The sequence below is a fragment of the Methylobacterium sp. 190mf genome (assembly GCF_900107945.1).
Taxonomy (GTDB): domain Bacteria; phylum Pseudomonadota; class Alphaproteobacteria; order Rhizobiales; family Beijerinckiaceae; genus Methylobacterium.
The window spans coordinates 1-15,582 of sequence record NZ_FNVI01000014.1 but is presented as its reverse complement, the minus strand read 5'-3'; the positions used below and the strand labels follow the sequence as shown (position 1 = coordinate 15,582).

Here is a 15,582-nt window from a genome sequence, read left to right as displayed (position 1 = left end):
TCCTGGAGACACCCATGCCGCGCTACTTCATCGACACCGCCGACCACGTCGCCGTCCGGGACGACGAGGGCACGGTCCTCTCGGACCGGGTCGCCCTGCGGGACCTGCTGCGCCGGACCCTGACGGCGCTCCTGCACGACGAGGGCGAGGAGACCGGGGTGAACGACTTCACCGCCAGCGCCTACGACGAGGACGGTCGCCTCGTGATGCGGGCCCGGGCCAGCTTCCACGTCGTGGACCCGTAGGGGACGCCCGGCAGGACGTCCCCGCACCCCGGTCAGGCCGCGTCCGGCATGCGGTCGAGAAGCTTGTCGAGGGTGATCGGGTAGTCGCGCACGCGGATGCCGGTGGCGTTGTAGATCGCGTTCGCGACCGCGGCGCCGACCCCCGAGATGCCGAGCTCGCCCACGCCCTTGGCCTTCATGGGCGAGGACATCGGGTCGACCTCGTCGAGGAAGATCACCTCCTGGTGCGGGATGTCGGCGTGGACCGGCACCTCGTAGCCGGCGAGGTCGTGGTTGGCGAAGAAGCCGCGCTTGGTGTCGACGACCAGCTCCTCCATCAGGGCCGCTCCGGTGCCCATCACCATCCCGCCGATCACCTGGCTGCGGGCGGATTTCGGGTTGAGGATGCGCCCCGCCGCGCAGACCGCCAGCATCCGCCGCACCCGGACCTCCGCCGTATAGGCATCCACCGCGACCTCGACGAAGTGGGCGCCGAAGGTCGAGACCTGCTGGGTCTTCGAGAACTCACCGAACTCGATCGCGTCCTCGGCCACGAGCTCGCCGTCGGCGGCGGCCCGGGCGAGCGGGATGGCGCGGTTGCCGGCGCGAACCTCGCCCTCCTCGAACACCGCGTCGGTGGCGTTGAAGCCGAGCTTCTGCGCGACCGCCTCCCGCAGCTTCACGCAGGCCGCGTAGACGCCCGCGGTCGACGAGTTGGCGCCGAACTGGCCGCCCGAACCCGACGAGACCGGGAAGTCCGAGTCGCCGAGCCGCGCCACGACCCGGTCGAGGGGCACGCCCATCATCTCGGCGGCGGTCTGCGCGATGATCGTGTAGCTGCCGGTGCCGATATCGGTCATGTCGGTCTCGACCGTGACCGTGCCGTCGGCGGAGAGCCGCACCCGGGCGCCCGACTTCAGCACCATGTTGTCGCGGAACGCCGCCGCCATGCCGTGCCCGACGAGCCAATGCCCCTCCCGGACCTGTCCGGGCTTCGGGTTGCGCCTGGCCCAGCCGAACCGCTCGGCGCCGAGCTTGAGGCAGCCGACGAGGTCGCGGTGGGAGTAGCGCAGGTCCGGCTGGGTCGGGACGACCTGCGTGTCGTTGCGGATGCGGAACTCCACCGGGTCGAGGCCGAGCTTCTCGGCCATCTCGTCCATGGCGACCTCCAGCACCGCGAGGCCCGGGGCCTCGCCGGGGGCGCGCATGGCGTTGCCCTCGGGCAGGTCGAGCCGGGCGAGCTTCATGGCGGTCAGGCGGTTCGCCCCCGCGTAGAGGTACTTGGTCTGGTTCACGGCCGTCTCGGGATCGCCCTCCGGCAGGTTGCCCGAGACGCTCTCGTGCGCGATCGCCGTGATGGTGCCGTCCCGCTGGGCGCCGATCCGGACCCGCTGGATCGTGGCCGGGCGGTGCGTGGTGTTGTTGGCGATCAGCGGGCGGGTCAGCGCCACCTTGACCGGTCGCCCGGTGGCCTTCGCGGCGAGCGCCGCCAGCACCGCGTCGGCGCGCACGAACAGCTTGCCGCCGAAGCCGCCGCCGACATAGGGCGCGTCGAGCCGGACCTTGTCCTTCGGCAGGCCGAGCATCTTGGCGAGGCTGCCGTGGCCCCAGCCGATCATCTGGTTGGCGGTCCAGAGCGTGACCCGGTCGCCGTCCCAGGCCGCCGTCGTGGCGTGCGGCTCCATCATGGCGTGGCTCTCGTCGGACGTCGTGTAGGTCGCGTCGAGCGTCACGGGGGCCTGCGCGAAGGCGCCCTCGAAGTCGCCGGTCCGCTCCTCGCCGTTGCCGCCGCTGCCCTCGCCGCTGTCGGCCGGGACCGGCTCGGCGGTCTTCGCCGCGGCGGCGAGGTCGAACGCACCGGCCTCGGGGGCGTAATCGACCGTCACCAGGAAGGCGGCTGCCCGGGCCTGCTCGAAGGTCTCGGCCACCACGACGGCGATCGCCTGATGGTAGTGCTGGATCACGTCGCCGCCGAACAGGTAGGCGACGTTCATCACGCCGCGCTCGATCCGCGGCGTGTCGAGGGTGGTGACGATCCCGATGACGCCGGGCGCCTGCCGGGCCGAGGCCGTGTCGATGCTGCGCACCCGGCCCTTGGCGATGGCGGAGCCCAGCACGTAGCCGTAGGCGGCGTCGGGGGCCGCGTCGTGGCGCTCGTACGCGTAGGGCGCGGTGCCGGTGGTCTTGTACTTGCCGTCGATGCGGTCGGTGGGCAGGCCGACGACCTTGAGGCGGTCGATCGGGTTCGGGCCCGCGGCGGTGTCGAACTTCATGGCTCAGGCCCTCGCTTGGTTGAGCGCGGCGCCGAGGGTCCGCTCGGCGAGCTTCAGCTTGTAGGCGTTCTCGTGGGTGGGCTTGGCGTCGGCGAAGACCCGGTCGGTCACGGCCCGGGCGCCCTTCGGGAGATCGGCCTCGGCCGCCTCGACCCGCCAGGGCTTGTGGGCGACGCCCCCGAAGGCGACGTGGCCGGAGCCGTCCTTGCCCAGGATCGCCGCCACCGAGACCAGCGCGTAGGCGTAGGAGGCGCGGTCGCGGACCTTGCGGTAGATGTGCGTCCCGGGAACGGGCTTCGGCAGCGTCACCGCGGTGATGAGCTCGCCGGGCTCGAGGTTCGTGTCGCGCGACGGGTCGTCGCCCGGCAGGCGGTGGAACTCGGCGATCGGGATCTTCCGCGCGGCGCCCCCGGCGTCGATCGTCTCCACGGTGGCGTCGAGGACGCGCATGGCCACCGCCATGTCGCCCGGATGCGTGGCGATGCAGGCCTCGCTGCCGCCGATCACCGCCAGCTGGCGGCTCACGCCGTCGAGCGCCGAACAGCCGGAGCCCGGCTGGCGCTTATTGCAGGGCTGGGCGGTGTCGTAGAAGTACGGGCAGCGGGTCCGCTGCAGCAGGTTGCCGGCGGTGGTCGCCTTGTTGCGCAGCTGACCGGAGGCGCCGGCGAGCAGCGCGCGGGCGAGGACCCCGTAATCCGCGCGCACCCGCGGATGGGCCGCGAGATCGGTGTTGCGCACCAGGGCGCCGATGCGCAGGCCGCCCTCCTCGGTCGGCTCGACCGCGTCGAGGCCGAGCCCGTTCACGTCGACGAGATGGCGCGGGGTCTCGATCTGCAGCTTCATCAGGTCGAGCAGGTTGGTGCCGCCGGCGATGAACTTGGCGTCGGGCGTGGCGGCGACGGCGGCGGCGGCCGCGGCGGGCGTGCCCGGGCGCTCGTACGTGAAGGACTTCATGCGCGGCTCCCGGCGACTTCGGTGATCGCCTCGACGATGTTGGAATAGGCGCCGCAGCGGCAGAGGTTGCCGCTCATCCGCTCGCGGATCTCGGTCTCGGTCACCTGCGGCGCGGCGCCGAGATCCGCCGTGACGTGGCTCGGGATGCCGGCCCGGATCTCCTCCAGGACGGCCACGCCCGAGCAGATCTGGCCCGGCGTGCAGTAGCCGCACTGGTAGCCGTCGTGCTTGACGAAGGCCGCCTGCATCGGGTGCAGGCTGTCGGGCTGCCCCAGGCCCTCGACGGTCACGATCTCGGCGCCCTGGTGCATGATCGCCAGCGTCAGGCAGGCGTTGATGCGCCGCCCGTCGACGATCATCGTGCAGGCGCCGCACTGGCCGTGATCGCAGCCCTTCTTGGACCCGGTCAGGTGCAGGTGCTCGCGCGCGGCGTCGAGCAGGCTGGTGCGGGTGTCGAGTTCGAGCGTGCGCCGCTCGCCGTTCACCGTGAACGTGACGGCGGCGAGGACCGGTGCGTCGGTCCGCGCAGGTCTGGCGCCCGGGTCCTGGGGCACGGTTTCGGCGCTCACCATCAAGTCTCTCTCCGGTTCAGATCACGAAGGCGCGGACGGGCTTCCGGTCGCCGGGGCCCGCGGGCGGAACATCCCGGCGGAACATCCCGGCAAGACATCCCGGCAAGACATCCCGCAAAGCGGCGGCACCCTGGATCGACTCCAAGGTAGAGCCCGCTCCCGCGATGGTCAGGGGGGGCGGCGCGGCCGGGGACGCGAAAGTTGCGGCGGGCGGCGCCGGGACCCGCCCAAACGAAAGGGCCGACCCGAAGGCCGGCCCCGATCGTCGCGCGGCGGACGCGCCTACTCGGCCGCGGTCATCTCGGCGGTGTAGTGGCCGCACCAGTCCTGGGCGGCGACCACCGGCCAGAGACCCTTGGACTCGGGTGCGGGCTGGCTGACCGGCGGGTTGAAGCGGCACAGGCCGGCATCGTTCTGCGCGACGGCGCCGTTGCCCTTGTGCTCGTCGAAGAACCGGCAGGTCTCGCACTTGGCGTTCATGGTCGGGCTCCTGTGAGGCCGGCGGCCCGGGGGCCGTCCCGGCGGGGGACGAGAGCTTGGACCTTAGAAGTGATCCAATCTGCGGGGCCAACGTCGGAGCGATCGGGCGGGTTCCCGGCGGCGGATCGGCGATCCCGCTCAGCCGACCGCGGCGAGGCCCGGCTCGGCCCGGGCGGACTCCTCGGCGGGGCCGGCGGGACCGCCGACCGCGGCGGCGTAGTCGGTGATCGGGCGCGGCCTGCCGAACAGGAAGCCCTGCATCTCGCCGCAGGCCTCCTCGGTCAGGAACTTCATCTGGGCGTGGGTCTCGACGCCCTCCGCGACGACGCCCATGCCGAGGCTGCGGCCGAGGCTGAGCACGGCCCGGACGATCACGGCGGCCTGCGGGCCGGTCCCGAGCTGCGCCACGAAGGAGCGGTCGATCTTCAGCTTGTCGAACGGGAAGGCCTGGAGGGTCGCGAGCGACGCGTAGCCGGTCCCGAAATCGTCCATGCTGATCCGGATGCCGTAGCTCTTCAGGCGGCGGAGGATGCCCACGGCCCGGGCCATGTCGTTGATGATGATGCTCTCGGTGACCTCCAGCTCCAGGCGGTCCGGCGAGAGACCGGTCTCGGCCAGGATCGCCAGGACGGTCTCGGGCAGGCCGGGCTTCTGGAACTGACGGGGCGAGAGGTTGACGGCGACCTTCAGGGGCTGCGCCCACTGGGCCGCCTCGCGGCAGGCCTCGCGCAGCACCCAGTCGCCGAGCGCCACGATCAGGCCGGTCTCCTCGGCCAGGGGCACGAACACGTTGGGCGACACGCTGCCGCGGACCGGGTGGGTCCAGCGCAGGAGCGCCTCGAATCCGACGAGCGCCCCCGTGTGGCCCTCTACCTGCGGCTGGTAGTGCAGGCTCAGGGTGTTGTCGTCGAGGGCCTGGCGCAGGTCGCGCTCGAGCACCCGCCGCTCCTCGGCCTCCTCGTCCATGGCGGGGGTGAAGATCCGGTACGTGCCGCGGCCCTCGGCCTTGGCCCGGTAGAGGGCGAGGTCGGCGCGGCGGTACAGCGGCTCGGCATCCGTCCCGTGCTCGGGGGCCAGCGCGATGCCGACGCTCAGGCCGACGCCGACCCGGTGCCCGCCCACGCTGAACGGGCTGTGGAACAGCGCGATGAGGCGCTCGGCCAGGACCTCGGCCTCGGCCGCGCCGCCGGCGGAGAGCACGGCGAACTCGTCGCCCCCGAGCCGGGCCACCGCCCCGTCCCCCGCGATGCCCCGCAGGCCGGCCGACACGCGCCGGAGGAGCTCGTCCCCGGCCTGGTGGCCGAGGCTGTCGTTCACGCTCTTGAAGCCGTCGAGGTCGAGGTACAGGACCGCGCAGGCGCCGCCGCGCTGGACGATGTCGACGAGGCTGCGCGCGAGGGTCTCGTGGAACAGCGCCCGGTTCGGCAGGCCAGTGAGGACATCGTGGCGGGCGAGGCGCGCCACCTCGGCCTCCGCGGCCTTCCGCTTGGTGATGTCGGTGAAGGTCCGCACGAAGCCGCCATCCGCCAGGGGCACGGTGCGGATCTCGAGCACGAGGCCGTTGGGCCGCGCCCGCTCGTGAACCTGCGTCTGCCCGGCCTCGCCGCGCTCGATCCAGGTCCGGATCGAGCGGTCCGGGCGCCGGCGCTCGCGGCGGCTCGCCTCTTGGTGGCTCTCTTGGCGGCCCTCTTGCCGGCGGGCCTCGTGGCGCAGCACCGCCCGGTAGCTCGGCCGCGCCTGCATCATCGCCCGGGGCAGGTCGAGGAGCGCCAGCGCCCGCTCGTTGCAGACCCGGACCACGCCGCCGGCGTCGACCATGATGAGGCCCTGGTCCATGCTGTCGAGGGTGGCGTCGAGCAGCAGGGTCTTCTCCCGCAGCATGCGGCCCTGTCGGGCCAGGGCGACGTTGATCCGGCGCAGGTGGTCCAGCATCAGCGTCAGCGCCGCGAAGGCCAGGATCACCGCCATCACGCCGGCGATGCCGCCGGCCAGGACGCCCCGGGCGAGGCCGAGCTGCGGGACCGCCAGGGCCGGGTCCGGCACCACACGGGCGGCCGCCATGGCCAGGAAGTGCAGGATCGCGATGGCGAGGGTCAGGACGGTCGCGGCCGCGAGCCGGGCCCGCGCGCCCGCGCTGCCGACATGGATGGCCATGCCGGCGGCCGCGAGCCCGCAGCCCGCCGCGATCGCCGTGGCGGCCATGGCGGGGGCCCAGGTGAAGTGCCCCGGCAGCCGCACGCCGGCGATGCCGAGGAAGTGCATGCAGGCGATGCCGATCCCGAGCACGAGGCCCGCCCCCGCCCCGGCCCAGCGCGACGGCGTGGCCCGGGCGAACAGGAAGGCCACGGTGGCGGCCGCGATCGCGACGATCAGCGAGAGCAGGGTCGTGCGCGGCTCGTAGCCCAGCACCACGCCGGGATCGTAGCCCAGCATGCCGATGAAGTGGGTGCTCCAGATCCCGGCCCCGATCGAGAAGCCCGAGGCCAGGAGCCAGACCGGCCCGTGCCCGTCGGCGCGGACCTGGACGCGCTGCTCCAGCTTGAGGGCGACCGCGCAGGAGATCCAGCACACGCAGGCGGCCAGGGCGACCACCCAGCCGGTATGTTCCTCGGTCAGGCAAGCGAACGCGCGATACATCGAGGTGCCCCGCCCATCTGCGACGGCGGGAACCTTAACCCGCGGATACTAATCAGAAGTTGCATTTCGCCCGGACACGGGTCCGATCCGCGATGCGGACGAGGCTCTTCCGGGCGCCGCCGGGCGCCGGTCAGGCCGCAGATCAGGAGTTGTATATTCGGGCGCGGCGGCGGTCCGCCCGCCCGTGCCCGTCGCGGCGCCCGTCAGCCGCGCCCGTCAGCCGCGCCCGTCGCCGCGGATCTCGATCGGCCGCGCCGCGAAATCCGTCAGGAGTTCCTGGAGCTCGTCCTCGTGGACGAGGCGCGCCGCCTCCTCGGGCGCGAACCATTGCAGGGTGCGCTGGGCCTGTTCCGGCCAGCGCTCGTGCTGGGCCTCGACCCGCAGCGGGTAGACGCGGACCATGCAGGGGAAGGCGCGGCCGTGGTCGAAGCGCTTCTGGTAATGGTACCGTCCGACCGGGTTCGCGGCGATCTGCCCCTCGAGCCCCGCCTCCTCGTAGGCCTCCCGCGCGGCGGCCTGATGGGCCTTGCGGCCGGTCATCGGCCAGCCCTTCGGGATGATCCAGCGCCCGGTATCGCGCGAGGTGATCAGCAGGACCTCGATCCGGCCGTCGGCGCCGACGCGGAACGGCAGGGCCGCCACCTGCTTGAGCGGTTTGACCTGCGCCTTGCGGAGCAGCTTCTTCAAGTTCGGCCGCTTGGATGCCGTCTTCAGCGCTGACCTCGCGGACGGAGAAGGGCGGGATTTCTGATGATGCTTCTGCAATCGACGGCCTCCTCACGCTTTTACATAAGTTTAACACGATCCCATTGCAGCCCGCGCGCATTGGCACCGAGCCATGCCTGTAACGCTGTGCTCATCCCCGCCAGGCGGCTTGTCGCGGGCCGGCTTGTCGGCGAAGGCTGACGCGTCAAACGTCCACGAGGCGCGGCATGGCTGTCGAGATCGAGCGCAAGTTCATCGCGAACCCGTCGGTTCTGGCGCTGTGCCGGGCGGGGACGCCCCTGGTTCAGGGATACCTCTTCACCGACGCGGCCAACACGATCCGGATCCGCCGGGCCGGTGAGCGCTCGCTGATCACGTGGAAGAGCCCGCGCCGCGGCGCCAGCCGGGACGAGATCGAGTTCGCCATCGCGCCGGAGGACGGCGCGGCGCTCCTCGCCACCGTGCCGCCCGGCCGGCGGCTCGAGAAGACCCGCTACCGGGTCGCGCATGCCGGGGCGGTCTGGGACGTCGACGTGTTCGGCGGGAACCTCGCGGGCCTGATCCTGGCCGAGATCGAACTGGAGCGCGAGGACCAGCCGGTGGTGCTCCCTCCCTGGGTCGAGCGCGAGGTCACCGACGACGCGCGCTACCGCAACTCGCGGCTGGCCGCGGGACCGGTGCCGGAGCGGTGGGCGGCCTAGGTCCCCGACGCGCCGGGCGGATCCGTCCGGTCGAACATCTCGAACATCCGGGCCCGTGAACATCCCGGGGCGGCCACCGTTCTCACGGCATGCCCCGGACCCTGATCACCTGGACGCAGGACGAGACCGCCGGCGTGCCGCTCCCGCGCTTCGTCGGCCGGGTCGGGACGGTCGTCGTGGGGATCTGCGCCTACGACGGATCGAGCCGGTTCTGGACCTGGTGGAGCCCGCTGGCCGAGGACATCTGGGGGCACGGCCAGGACGCCGAAGGCGCCCGGCAGGGCTGCGAGGCCTGGCTGCGCGGATGGCTCGAGAACTTCAGGCCGTTCTTCACCTGACGCGGCCGGCCGCGAGGGCGCGGCCGGGCCGTCAACGCGGGATCAGCGCATGAAGTGCGGCAGGCGCCGCTTCCAGCGCTCGCCGAGCCGCAGCTCGTTCGTCCGCCGCCCTGCCGTCGACCGGGGCGACGGGCCCTGACCCGACGTGGGACCCGACGCGGCCGGCGGCGGGGCGGTCGGCACGGCCGGGCGCGACGGCACCGTCTGCACCTGCGGGAGCGCGTCCCGCGCGGCCGCCCGCGGCCGCCCGCGCCGCGCCCGCGGCGCCGGGACGGTCTCGGCGGCGGGGTCCGTCGCGGCCTCGTCGGCGGCGGCTTCGAGGACCGGCTCGGCCGGGGCCTCGAACATCGGCATGAGGCTCGGCAGGACGCGGCGCACCGGTGCGTCCGGCACCTTCCGTTCCGGGCGCGGCGCCGGTGCCGCTTGAGGGGCGGGCGCGGGTGCGGGCGGCGCGAGGGCGGCCTGCGCCAGTTCCGGCCACAGGATCTTGTCCGGGCGCGGCCGCGCCTCGGTGGCAGTCAGCGTTGTGCGGGCCGAACGGGTCTGCTTGACTTCGACCATGAACGGTCGCGCGCTGCGGCGCTTCATGTAAGATGATCCTTGGAAGCATTCGAGCACGCATGTCGGCGGCACGAACACACCGAGGTTAAGCCTGATCTCGGCCGTTGTCCAGAAAGACGACGTCGTACTGGTCAAATTTCTCTTTAGTCGAGATGGGCCGCGGTCGTTTCCAGGCCTCGGGTCGTGAAACCGAAGGCGTGATCGCCCGAGCACCTGCGGACACTGCCCCGTCGCCGCCCGGCGAGGGGGCGATCCGCTGCGGGACGATCTGTTGCGGGGCGGACGTCGCGCGCGATCGGGTCGTCCGGGATCAGGCGGCCTGCGCCTGCGCCGGGCGGCGCCGCAGGGGACCGGGCGCCCCGAACAGGGACTGGTACAGCGCGGCCGGCGTCCGCGCCTCGCCGCTGCCGTCCGTGATCGTCACCTCGGCCATGCCGGCCGCGATCAGGCTCATGCCCTGATCCAGGGCGGTCAGGACCGAGGCGTGCTGGTAGGCGAACCGGCGCGCGGACAGGCGTGCGGTGACGGTGAAGTGCATGACGACGATCCCGGGAAGCCGGACCCGCCGGGTCCGGACGGCAACGGCGCGCGCGCGACGCGCTCGGGTGAGAACGGGGCTCCGGCAACGCCGCTGCCGGTCCCGCACCTGCTCGCGGCCAATAAAGTCGTTATCTTGACGAAAGCTTGTTCATCCCCGCTTTGCACGAACAAGGCGCACAATTAGCGGCGGGATTTAGTGGTTGCCGCCGCGCCGCTGCCGTCACGCTTCAGTTCAGGCGGCGGCGCCGTTCCGCGACCTGCCGCCGGGCCAGCCGTCGCCCCAGCGCCATCAGCAGCGCGTCCGCCTCGGCCTTCAGGGCCGGATCGCCCAGCGCCGCGACGGCGTCCTGCGCGGCGAGGGCGTGCTCGACCGCCCGGTCCAGGGGCATGTCGCCGAGGTCGGGCGCGGTCGCGCCGCCGATCGCCTCGCGCGCGCGCAGCGCCGTGATGTCCACGAGGATCCCGCGCCCGCCCGTCGGCCGGCCGCGACGGTCGCTGGTGAAGCGGCCGCGCGCCAGGACCCAGCGCATCCGGCCGTCGACGGAGATCACCCGGTACTCGGCGACGTAGGAACTCCCCGCCGCGACGCTGCGGCGGATCAGGGTGTCGACCCGGTCGCGGTCGTCGACGTGGATGGCCTCCTCGTAGACGGCCAGCGGGATGCCGGATTCCGCCGCGGTCGGATCGACCTTGAACAGGAGGGCCACCAGGGCGTCGACCCGCACCCGGTCCGTCGCAGGGTCCCACGCCCAGTGCCCGATCATGTCGGCGGAATCGAGCGCGATCTGGAAGGCTTCGGGACAGGTCTGACCGACGGACGCGTTGGTCTTGGGCATGGCGGTGTACGTGTGCGGCTCCGGTCCGGTCGATCTACGGGTTCGGTAGCTGCAACCTCAAGACTTCTTTGACGCATTCATGCAACTGTTGCGTGCTGGCCACTCGCGTCCTGCCGGTCTTCTGTATTATGAATGCTCGAGCCAGCCCGCGCGCCAGAGCCTGACCGCCGATGGGATCGAAGTCACCTGTCCGGAGCGGATCCTCCGGGGCTGCGGCGCCCGAGGACGACCTGTTCGAGCGCACCGCACCGCCGCACGCGCCGGGTGCCGGGCGGCTGCTGCAGCGGATCGCCGACGCGCTGCAGGTTCCGGCCACCTCCCTGTACGGCCCACTGAGCGCGGAGCGGGGCGCCGGCGTCGCGGGCGGGCGTGCCGACGAGGCCGACGCCCTGCTGCATGCCTACCGGCGCATCGACGATCCCGAGATCCGCCGCCGCGTCCTGACCCTCGTGCAGGATCTGGCGGCCGCACGCTGACCGGCACGCTGACCGGTGCGCTGACCGGTGCGCCCGTGATGCACTTGTGATGCGCTTGGCCCGCCGCGTGCTAACCTGAGCGGGATTGCAACGCTCGGGCGAGTCGGCATGCTGAACAGACGATCCTTCATGGCCCTGTCGGGGGCCGCCCTCGCGACCCCGGCGCTGGCGCAGGGCAGTGCCGCCCGGACGCTCAAGTTCATCCCGCAGGCCGACCTGACGGTGCTCGATCCGATCTGGACGACCGCCTACGTCACCCGGAATCACGGGCTCGCCGTCTTCGACACGCTCTACGGCACCGATGCCGCCTACGCCGCCCAGCCGCAGATGGTGGCGGGCCACACGGTGGAGAACGACGGCACGCTGTGGCGCCTCACCCTGCGGCCCGGGCTGACCTTCCACGACGGCAGCCCGGTCCTGGCCCGCGACTGCGTGGCGAGCGTCGCGCGCTGGGGCAAGCGCGACGCCATGGGCCAGACGCTCATGGCCTACACGGACGAGCTCTCGGCCCCGGATGACCGGACGATCCAGTTCCGCCTGAAGAAGCCCTTCGCGCTCCTGCCGGACGCGCTGGGCAAGGTCGGCTCCTCGATCTGCGCGATCATGCCGGAGCGTCTCGCCAAGACCGACCCGTTCACGCAGGTGACCGAGATGGTCGGCAGCGGCCCGTTCCGCTTCAAGGCGGACGAGCGCGTGGTCGGCGCCCGGGTGGTCTACGAGCGCTTTGCCGGCTACGTCCCCCGCGAGGGCGGCGAGCCGCAATGGACCTCGGGCCCGAAGCGCGTCCACGTCGACCGGGTCGAGTGGAACGTCATCCCCGATCAGGCGACCGCCGCCTCGGCCATGCAGACGGGCGAGATGGACTGGTGGGAGCAGCCGCCGGCCGACCTCGTGCCCACCCTCCGCGGGCTGACGACGCGGATCACCGACCCGACCGGCCTGATCGGCTGCCTGCGGATGAACCAGCTCCAGCCGCCCTTCGACAATCCGGCGATTCGGCAGGTGCTGCTGAAGGTCGTCGACCAGACCGACTTCATGCAGGCGGTGACCGGCACCGATCCCAAGCTGATCCACGTGCCGACCGGCTTCTTCTGCCCGGGCCTGCCCATGGCGAGCGACGTCGGCCTCGACGCCCTGACCAGCAAGCGCGACTACGCGGGCGCCAAGGCGGCGCTGGCGGCGGCCGGCTACAAGGGCGAGAAGGTGGTGCTGATGGGCGCCTCGGACTTCCCGAGCCTGAAGGCGCTCGCCGACGTGGCGGCCGACATGCTCACGCGCGCCGGCTTCAACGTCGACTATCAGGTCATGGACTGGGGCTCGGTGGTGCAGCGGCGCGCCAAGAAGGAGCCGGTCGCCCAGGGCGGCTGGAGCGCCTTCTGCACCTTCTGGGCGGGGCTCGACCAGGCGAATCCCGCGGTCAGCGCCTTCCTGCGCGGGACCGGACAGAGCGCCGCGATCGGCTGGCCCACCAGCGCGAGGATCGAGGCGCTGCGGGACCAGTGGCTGGACGCCCCGGACACCGCCGCCCGCAAGCGGCTCGCGGGCGAGCTCCAGCAGCAGGCCTTCGCCGACCTGCCCTACCTGCCCCTCGGGCAGTACTTCAACCAGACCTCGTACAAGCCGTCCCTGACCGGCGTCCTCGACGGCGTGCCGGTGTTCTGGAACGTCAAGAAGGGCTGAGGGCGACCGCCGGAGGCGGCGCGGGCGGTCGGGATCCGCCCGCGCCGCCCGTCTCCGCGCGCGGCCAGGCGATCCAGCGGCGCCACGCCGGCAGATGGCGGGCTGCCCTGGGTGGCCTCGTCGCGCGCGAAGACGAGGGCCACCCCGAGCGTCGCGGGAGCCCGCCCGGTATCCGGTCCGGCGCTCGTCGACGGCCTCTCCGACCGTATCCGGACGGTCGCGGACGCCGTTTCCCCTCGACAGATCCGCCCCGTTGAAGCCCGGCGGCGCTTCCCAGCCGCGGCGGCCGCGGGTTAAGCAGGGTCGGCACAGGTCACAACCCAGAGATGACCGGCCCGCGAGGAAGCCCGAGACGCCGCGCCTGCCCGCCGCCCGCGCGGCGGCGCCCGGCGCCGTCCCGCCCCGCGCGGACCCGGCCGTGACTCGGAGACGTGACCTGGATCGACCCGGACCCCCGCGGGGGCCGGCCTGACCCCACGACACGCCGCGAGGATAGGCCCGATGACAGGCTCCCCGGACGAGGCCGCCCTGGAACGCTCGGCGATGCGCAGGATCGGCTGGCGGCTCGTGCCGTTCCTGATCCTCGCCTACTTCGTCTCCTTCCTGGACCGCGTGAATGTCGGCTTCGCGGCGATCCAGATGAACCACGATGTCGGCCTCTCGGCGACCGTGTTCGGCTGGGGCGCCGGCATCTTCTTCCTCGGCTACTTCCTGATGGAGATCCCCAGCAACCTGATGCTGGAGCGCTTCGGGGCGCGGCTGTGGATCGCCCGGATCATGGCGACCTGGGGGCTCATCTCCGCCGCCATGGCCCTGGTGCAGGGGCCGTGGTCGTTCATCGGCCTGCGCTTCCTGCTGGGGCTCGCCGAGGCCGGCTTCTTCCCCGGCGTGATCCTCTACCTCACCTACTGGTTCCCCTCCGCCTACCGGGCGCGGATCATCGGGGTCTTCATGATCTCGATCCCGATCTCGTCGTTCCTGGGCTCGCCGATCTCCGGCGCGCTACTCAACGTGACGGGGTTCGGCCTCGCCGGCTGGCAGTGGCTGTTCATCCTCGAGGGCCTGCCGGCGGTGTTCCTGGCCGTCGCGGTCCTGTGGCTCCTGCCGGACGGCCCGCGGGACGCGGCGTGGCTGCCGGCGGCCGAGCGGGACTGGCTGGAGCGGCAGCTCCGGGCCGAGGCGGCGCGCAACACCCGCAGCGGCCAGCCCGCGAAGCCGCCGCTCTGGGACATCCTGCGCGACCGGCGGCTCGCCCTCTTCGCCGCGATCTATTTCGGCTCGACGGCGAGCAGCTACGGGCTGTCGTTCTGGACGCCGCAGATCGTCAAGAGCTTCGGTCTCGGCAACGTCGAGACCGGGCTCCTGAACAGCATCCCGTACGGCTTCGCGTCCCTGGCGATGGTCCTCTGGGGCCGGCACAGCGACCGGACCGCCGAGCGGCGCTGGCACCTCGCGCTCTCGTTCCTGATCCTGGCGCTGGGGCTCGCGGGCGGCACGGTCCTGTCGGGGCTCGGCCCGGTCGTGGCGGCGCTGACGATCGCCGCCATGGGCGTCTACATGCTCAAGGGCCCGTTCTGGGCGCTCGCGACCGAGCAGATGCCGCCCGCCACCGCGGCGGCGAGCATCGCGGCCATCAACGCGGTCGGCAATCTCGGCGGCTTCCTCGGCCCCTACCTGATCGGCGCGATCAAGGACGGGACCGGCAGCTTCACTCTGAGCCTCCTGCCGCTCGTGGTCTTCGCCCTGCTCTCGGCCGCCCTGTCGCTGGTGCCGGGCCGCGCCCCGCGCCCCGACTCGGGCGCGCCGCGGCCGTCGGCCGTCTGAGCCCGCGGCGAACCGAGTCCGGGACCGGCCGGTTGGCCCGGTGCGGCCGCCGCCCGGCGCTGCGCCGGCCCGGACTGGACCGGCCCGGACCGGACCGGACGGAGTCCCGCGGGCCGTGACCGCGCCGCCGCCAGGAGATCGCCGTGCCCGAGCTCAACGCCATCCTGGAGACGGCGCTGTACGTCGCGGACCTCGACCGCGCCGAGGCCTTCTATCGCGACACGATGGGGTTGCGCTGCCTCTTCACCGACTTCCGCATGCGCGCCTTCGACGTCGGCGGCCGCGGCGTCCTCCTGCTCTTTCCGGAGGGCGGGTCTCTGCAGCCGATCGAGACGCCGGGCGGTCTCATACCGCCCTATGACGGCCGCGGCCCGGCCCATATCGCGTTCTCGATCGACGCCGACGCCCTCGCGCCCTGGGAGGACCATCTCGCGGCCGCCGGCGTGGCCGTCGAGGGGCGCACCCGCTGGCCGCGGGGCGGCGTCAGCGTCTACTTCCGCGACCCGGACGGACACCTGCTCGAGCTGGCCACACCCGGCCTCTGGAAGGGCTACTGAGGCGGCGCCGGTCCGAGTCTGGTCGGTGTTCTGGCCTCCTGAACGGCGAAGGGGCCGCCTCCTTTGGGAAGCGGCCCCTTCGCGTGTCGTGTCGGGTCGGGTGCGACGGTCGGGATGCGAGCGTCGCATCCGACCGTCGCTGGTCGGTCTCAGTAGGAGCCGAACTTGTAGTTCAGGCCGGCGCGGACGACGGCGAACTCGTCGGAGCGGCGACCGATGCCGCT

The 15,582-nt window shown here is 72.6% G+C and carries 16 protein-coding genes; 7 read left to right on the top strand and 9 right to left on the bottom strand.

Going from position 1 to position 15,582, the window contains the following annotated elements; translation table 11 throughout:
- Positions 1–14: 14 nt before the first annotated feature.
- Positions 15–245 (top strand): hypothetical protein, encoded by a 231-nt coding sequence (locus C4T42_RS17440; protein WP_091680910.1) that lies wholly within the window; start codon positions 15–17, stop codon positions 243–245.
- A gap of 32 nt (positions 246–277) precedes the next feature.
- On the opposite strand, the gene paoC is transcribed toward C4T42_RS17440, so the two are convergent.
- From paoC to C4T42_RS17410, 6 genes are all read right to left on the bottom strand, one after another.
- Entirely contained in the window at positions 278–2,497 is a 2,220-nt protein-coding gene (gene paoC / locus C4T42_RS17435) for an aldehyde oxidoreductase molybdenum-binding subunit PaoC (RefSeq protein WP_020094080.1), read from the bottom strand.
- 3 nt (positions 2,498–2,500) lie between these two features.
- Entirely contained in the window at positions 2,501–3,451 is a 951-nt protein-coding gene (locus tag C4T42_RS17430; RefSeq protein WP_020094081.1) for a xanthine dehydrogenase family protein subunit M, read from the bottom strand.
- Positions 3,448–4,023, bottom strand: a complete 576-nt coding sequence (gene paoA, locus C4T42_RS17425) for an aldehyde dehydrogenase iron-sulfur subunit PaoA (protein ID WP_020094082.1) — start codon at positions 4,021–4,023, stop codon at positions 3,448–3,450. The genes C4T42_RS17430 and paoA overlap by 4 nt, the downstream gene beginning before the upstream one ends.
- A gap of 282 nt (positions 4,024–4,305) precedes the next feature.
- Positions 4,306–4,503 (bottom strand): hypothetical protein, encoded by a 198-nt coding sequence (locus tag C4T42_RS17420; protein WP_012321181.1) that lies wholly within the window; start codon positions 4,501–4,503, stop codon positions 4,306–4,308.
- A 138-nt stretch (positions 4,504–4,641) separates the two neighbouring features.
- Positions 4,642–7,140 (bottom strand): EAL domain-containing protein, encoded by a 2,499-nt coding sequence (locus C4T42_RS17415; RefSeq protein WP_103985548.1) that lies wholly within the window; start codon positions 7,138–7,140, stop codon positions 4,642–4,644.
- 216 nt (positions 7,141–7,356) lie between these two features.
- A complete protein-coding gene (locus C4T42_RS17410) occupies positions 7,357–7,827 on the bottom strand; it encodes an NUDIX hydrolase (protein WP_020094084.1) in 471 nt (156 codons plus the stop codon).
- Between the two features lie 245 nt (positions 7,828–8,072).
- Between C4T42_RS17410 and C4T42_RS17405 the strand changes: the two genes are divergently transcribed.
- Both C4T42_RS17405 and C4T42_RS17400 read left to right on the top strand, forming a co-directional pair.
- Positions 8,073–8,546 (top strand): CYTH domain-containing protein, encoded by a 474-nt coding sequence (locus C4T42_RS17405; RefSeq protein ID WP_020094085.1) that lies wholly within the window; start codon positions 8,073–8,075, stop codon positions 8,544–8,546.
- 89 nt (positions 8,547–8,635) lie between these two features.
- Positions 8,636–8,884: a hypothetical protein gene (locus tag C4T42_RS17400; RefSeq protein WP_020094086.1), complete on the top strand. Its 249-nt coding sequence runs from the start codon at positions 8,636–8,638 to the stop codon at positions 8,882–8,884.
- 42 nt (positions 8,885–8,926) lie between these two features.
- Here C4T42_RS17400 and C4T42_RS17395 read toward each other — a convergent pair whose 3' ends face one another.
- From C4T42_RS17395 to C4T42_RS17385, 3 genes are all read right to left on the bottom strand, one after another.
- Positions 8,927–9,472, bottom strand: a complete 546-nt coding sequence (locus tag C4T42_RS17395) for a hypothetical protein (RefSeq protein WP_103985547.1) — start codon at positions 9,470–9,472, stop codon at positions 8,927–8,929.
- A gap of 283 nt (positions 9,473–9,755) precedes the next feature.
- A complete protein-coding gene (locus tag C4T42_RS17390; RefSeq protein ID WP_020094088.1) occupies positions 9,756–9,983 on the bottom strand; it encodes a hypothetical protein in 228 nt (75 codons plus the stop codon).
- A gap of 229 nt (positions 9,984–10,212) precedes the next feature.
- Positions 10,213–10,821 carry a PAS domain-containing protein gene (locus tag C4T42_RS17385; protein WP_020094089.1) on the bottom strand — a complete coding sequence of 203 codons (609 nt, stop codon included), beginning with the start codon at positions 10,819–10,821 and terminating at the stop codon, positions 10,213–10,215.
- 170 nt (positions 10,822–10,991) lie between these two features.
- On the opposite strand from C4T42_RS17385, the gene C4T42_RS17380 reads away from it, so the two are divergent.
- The 4 genes from C4T42_RS17380 to C4T42_RS17365 all read left to right on the top strand — a co-directional run bounded on the left by C4T42_RS17380 (position 10,992) and on the right by C4T42_RS17365 (position 15,358).
- On the top strand, positions 10,992–11,297 hold the full coding sequence (locus C4T42_RS17380) for a hypothetical protein (protein ID WP_020094090.1): 306 nt from the start codon (positions 10,992–10,994) through the stop codon (positions 11,295–11,297).
- A 108-nt stretch (positions 11,298–11,405) separates the two neighbouring features.
- The gene (locus C4T42_RS17375) at positions 11,406–12,977 is read left to right on the top strand and encodes an ABC transporter substrate-binding protein (protein WP_026605074.1); all 1,572 of its coding nucleotides are present in this window, start codon (positions 11,406–11,408) and stop codon (positions 12,975–12,977) included.
- Positions 12,978–13,478: 501 nt separating this feature from the next.
- On the top strand, positions 13,479–14,801 hold the full coding sequence (locus C4T42_RS17370; protein WP_020094092.1) for an MFS transporter: 1,323 nt from the start codon (positions 13,479–13,481) through the stop codon (positions 14,799–14,801).
- 143 nt (positions 14,802–14,944) lie between these two features.
- Positions 14,945–15,358 carry a VOC family protein gene (locus C4T42_RS17365; RefSeq protein ID WP_103985546.1) on the top strand — a complete coding sequence of 138 codons (414 nt, stop codon included), beginning with the start codon at positions 14,945–14,947 and terminating at the stop codon, positions 15,356–15,358.
- The last annotated feature ends 224 nt before the right edge of the window (positions 15,359–15,582 follow it).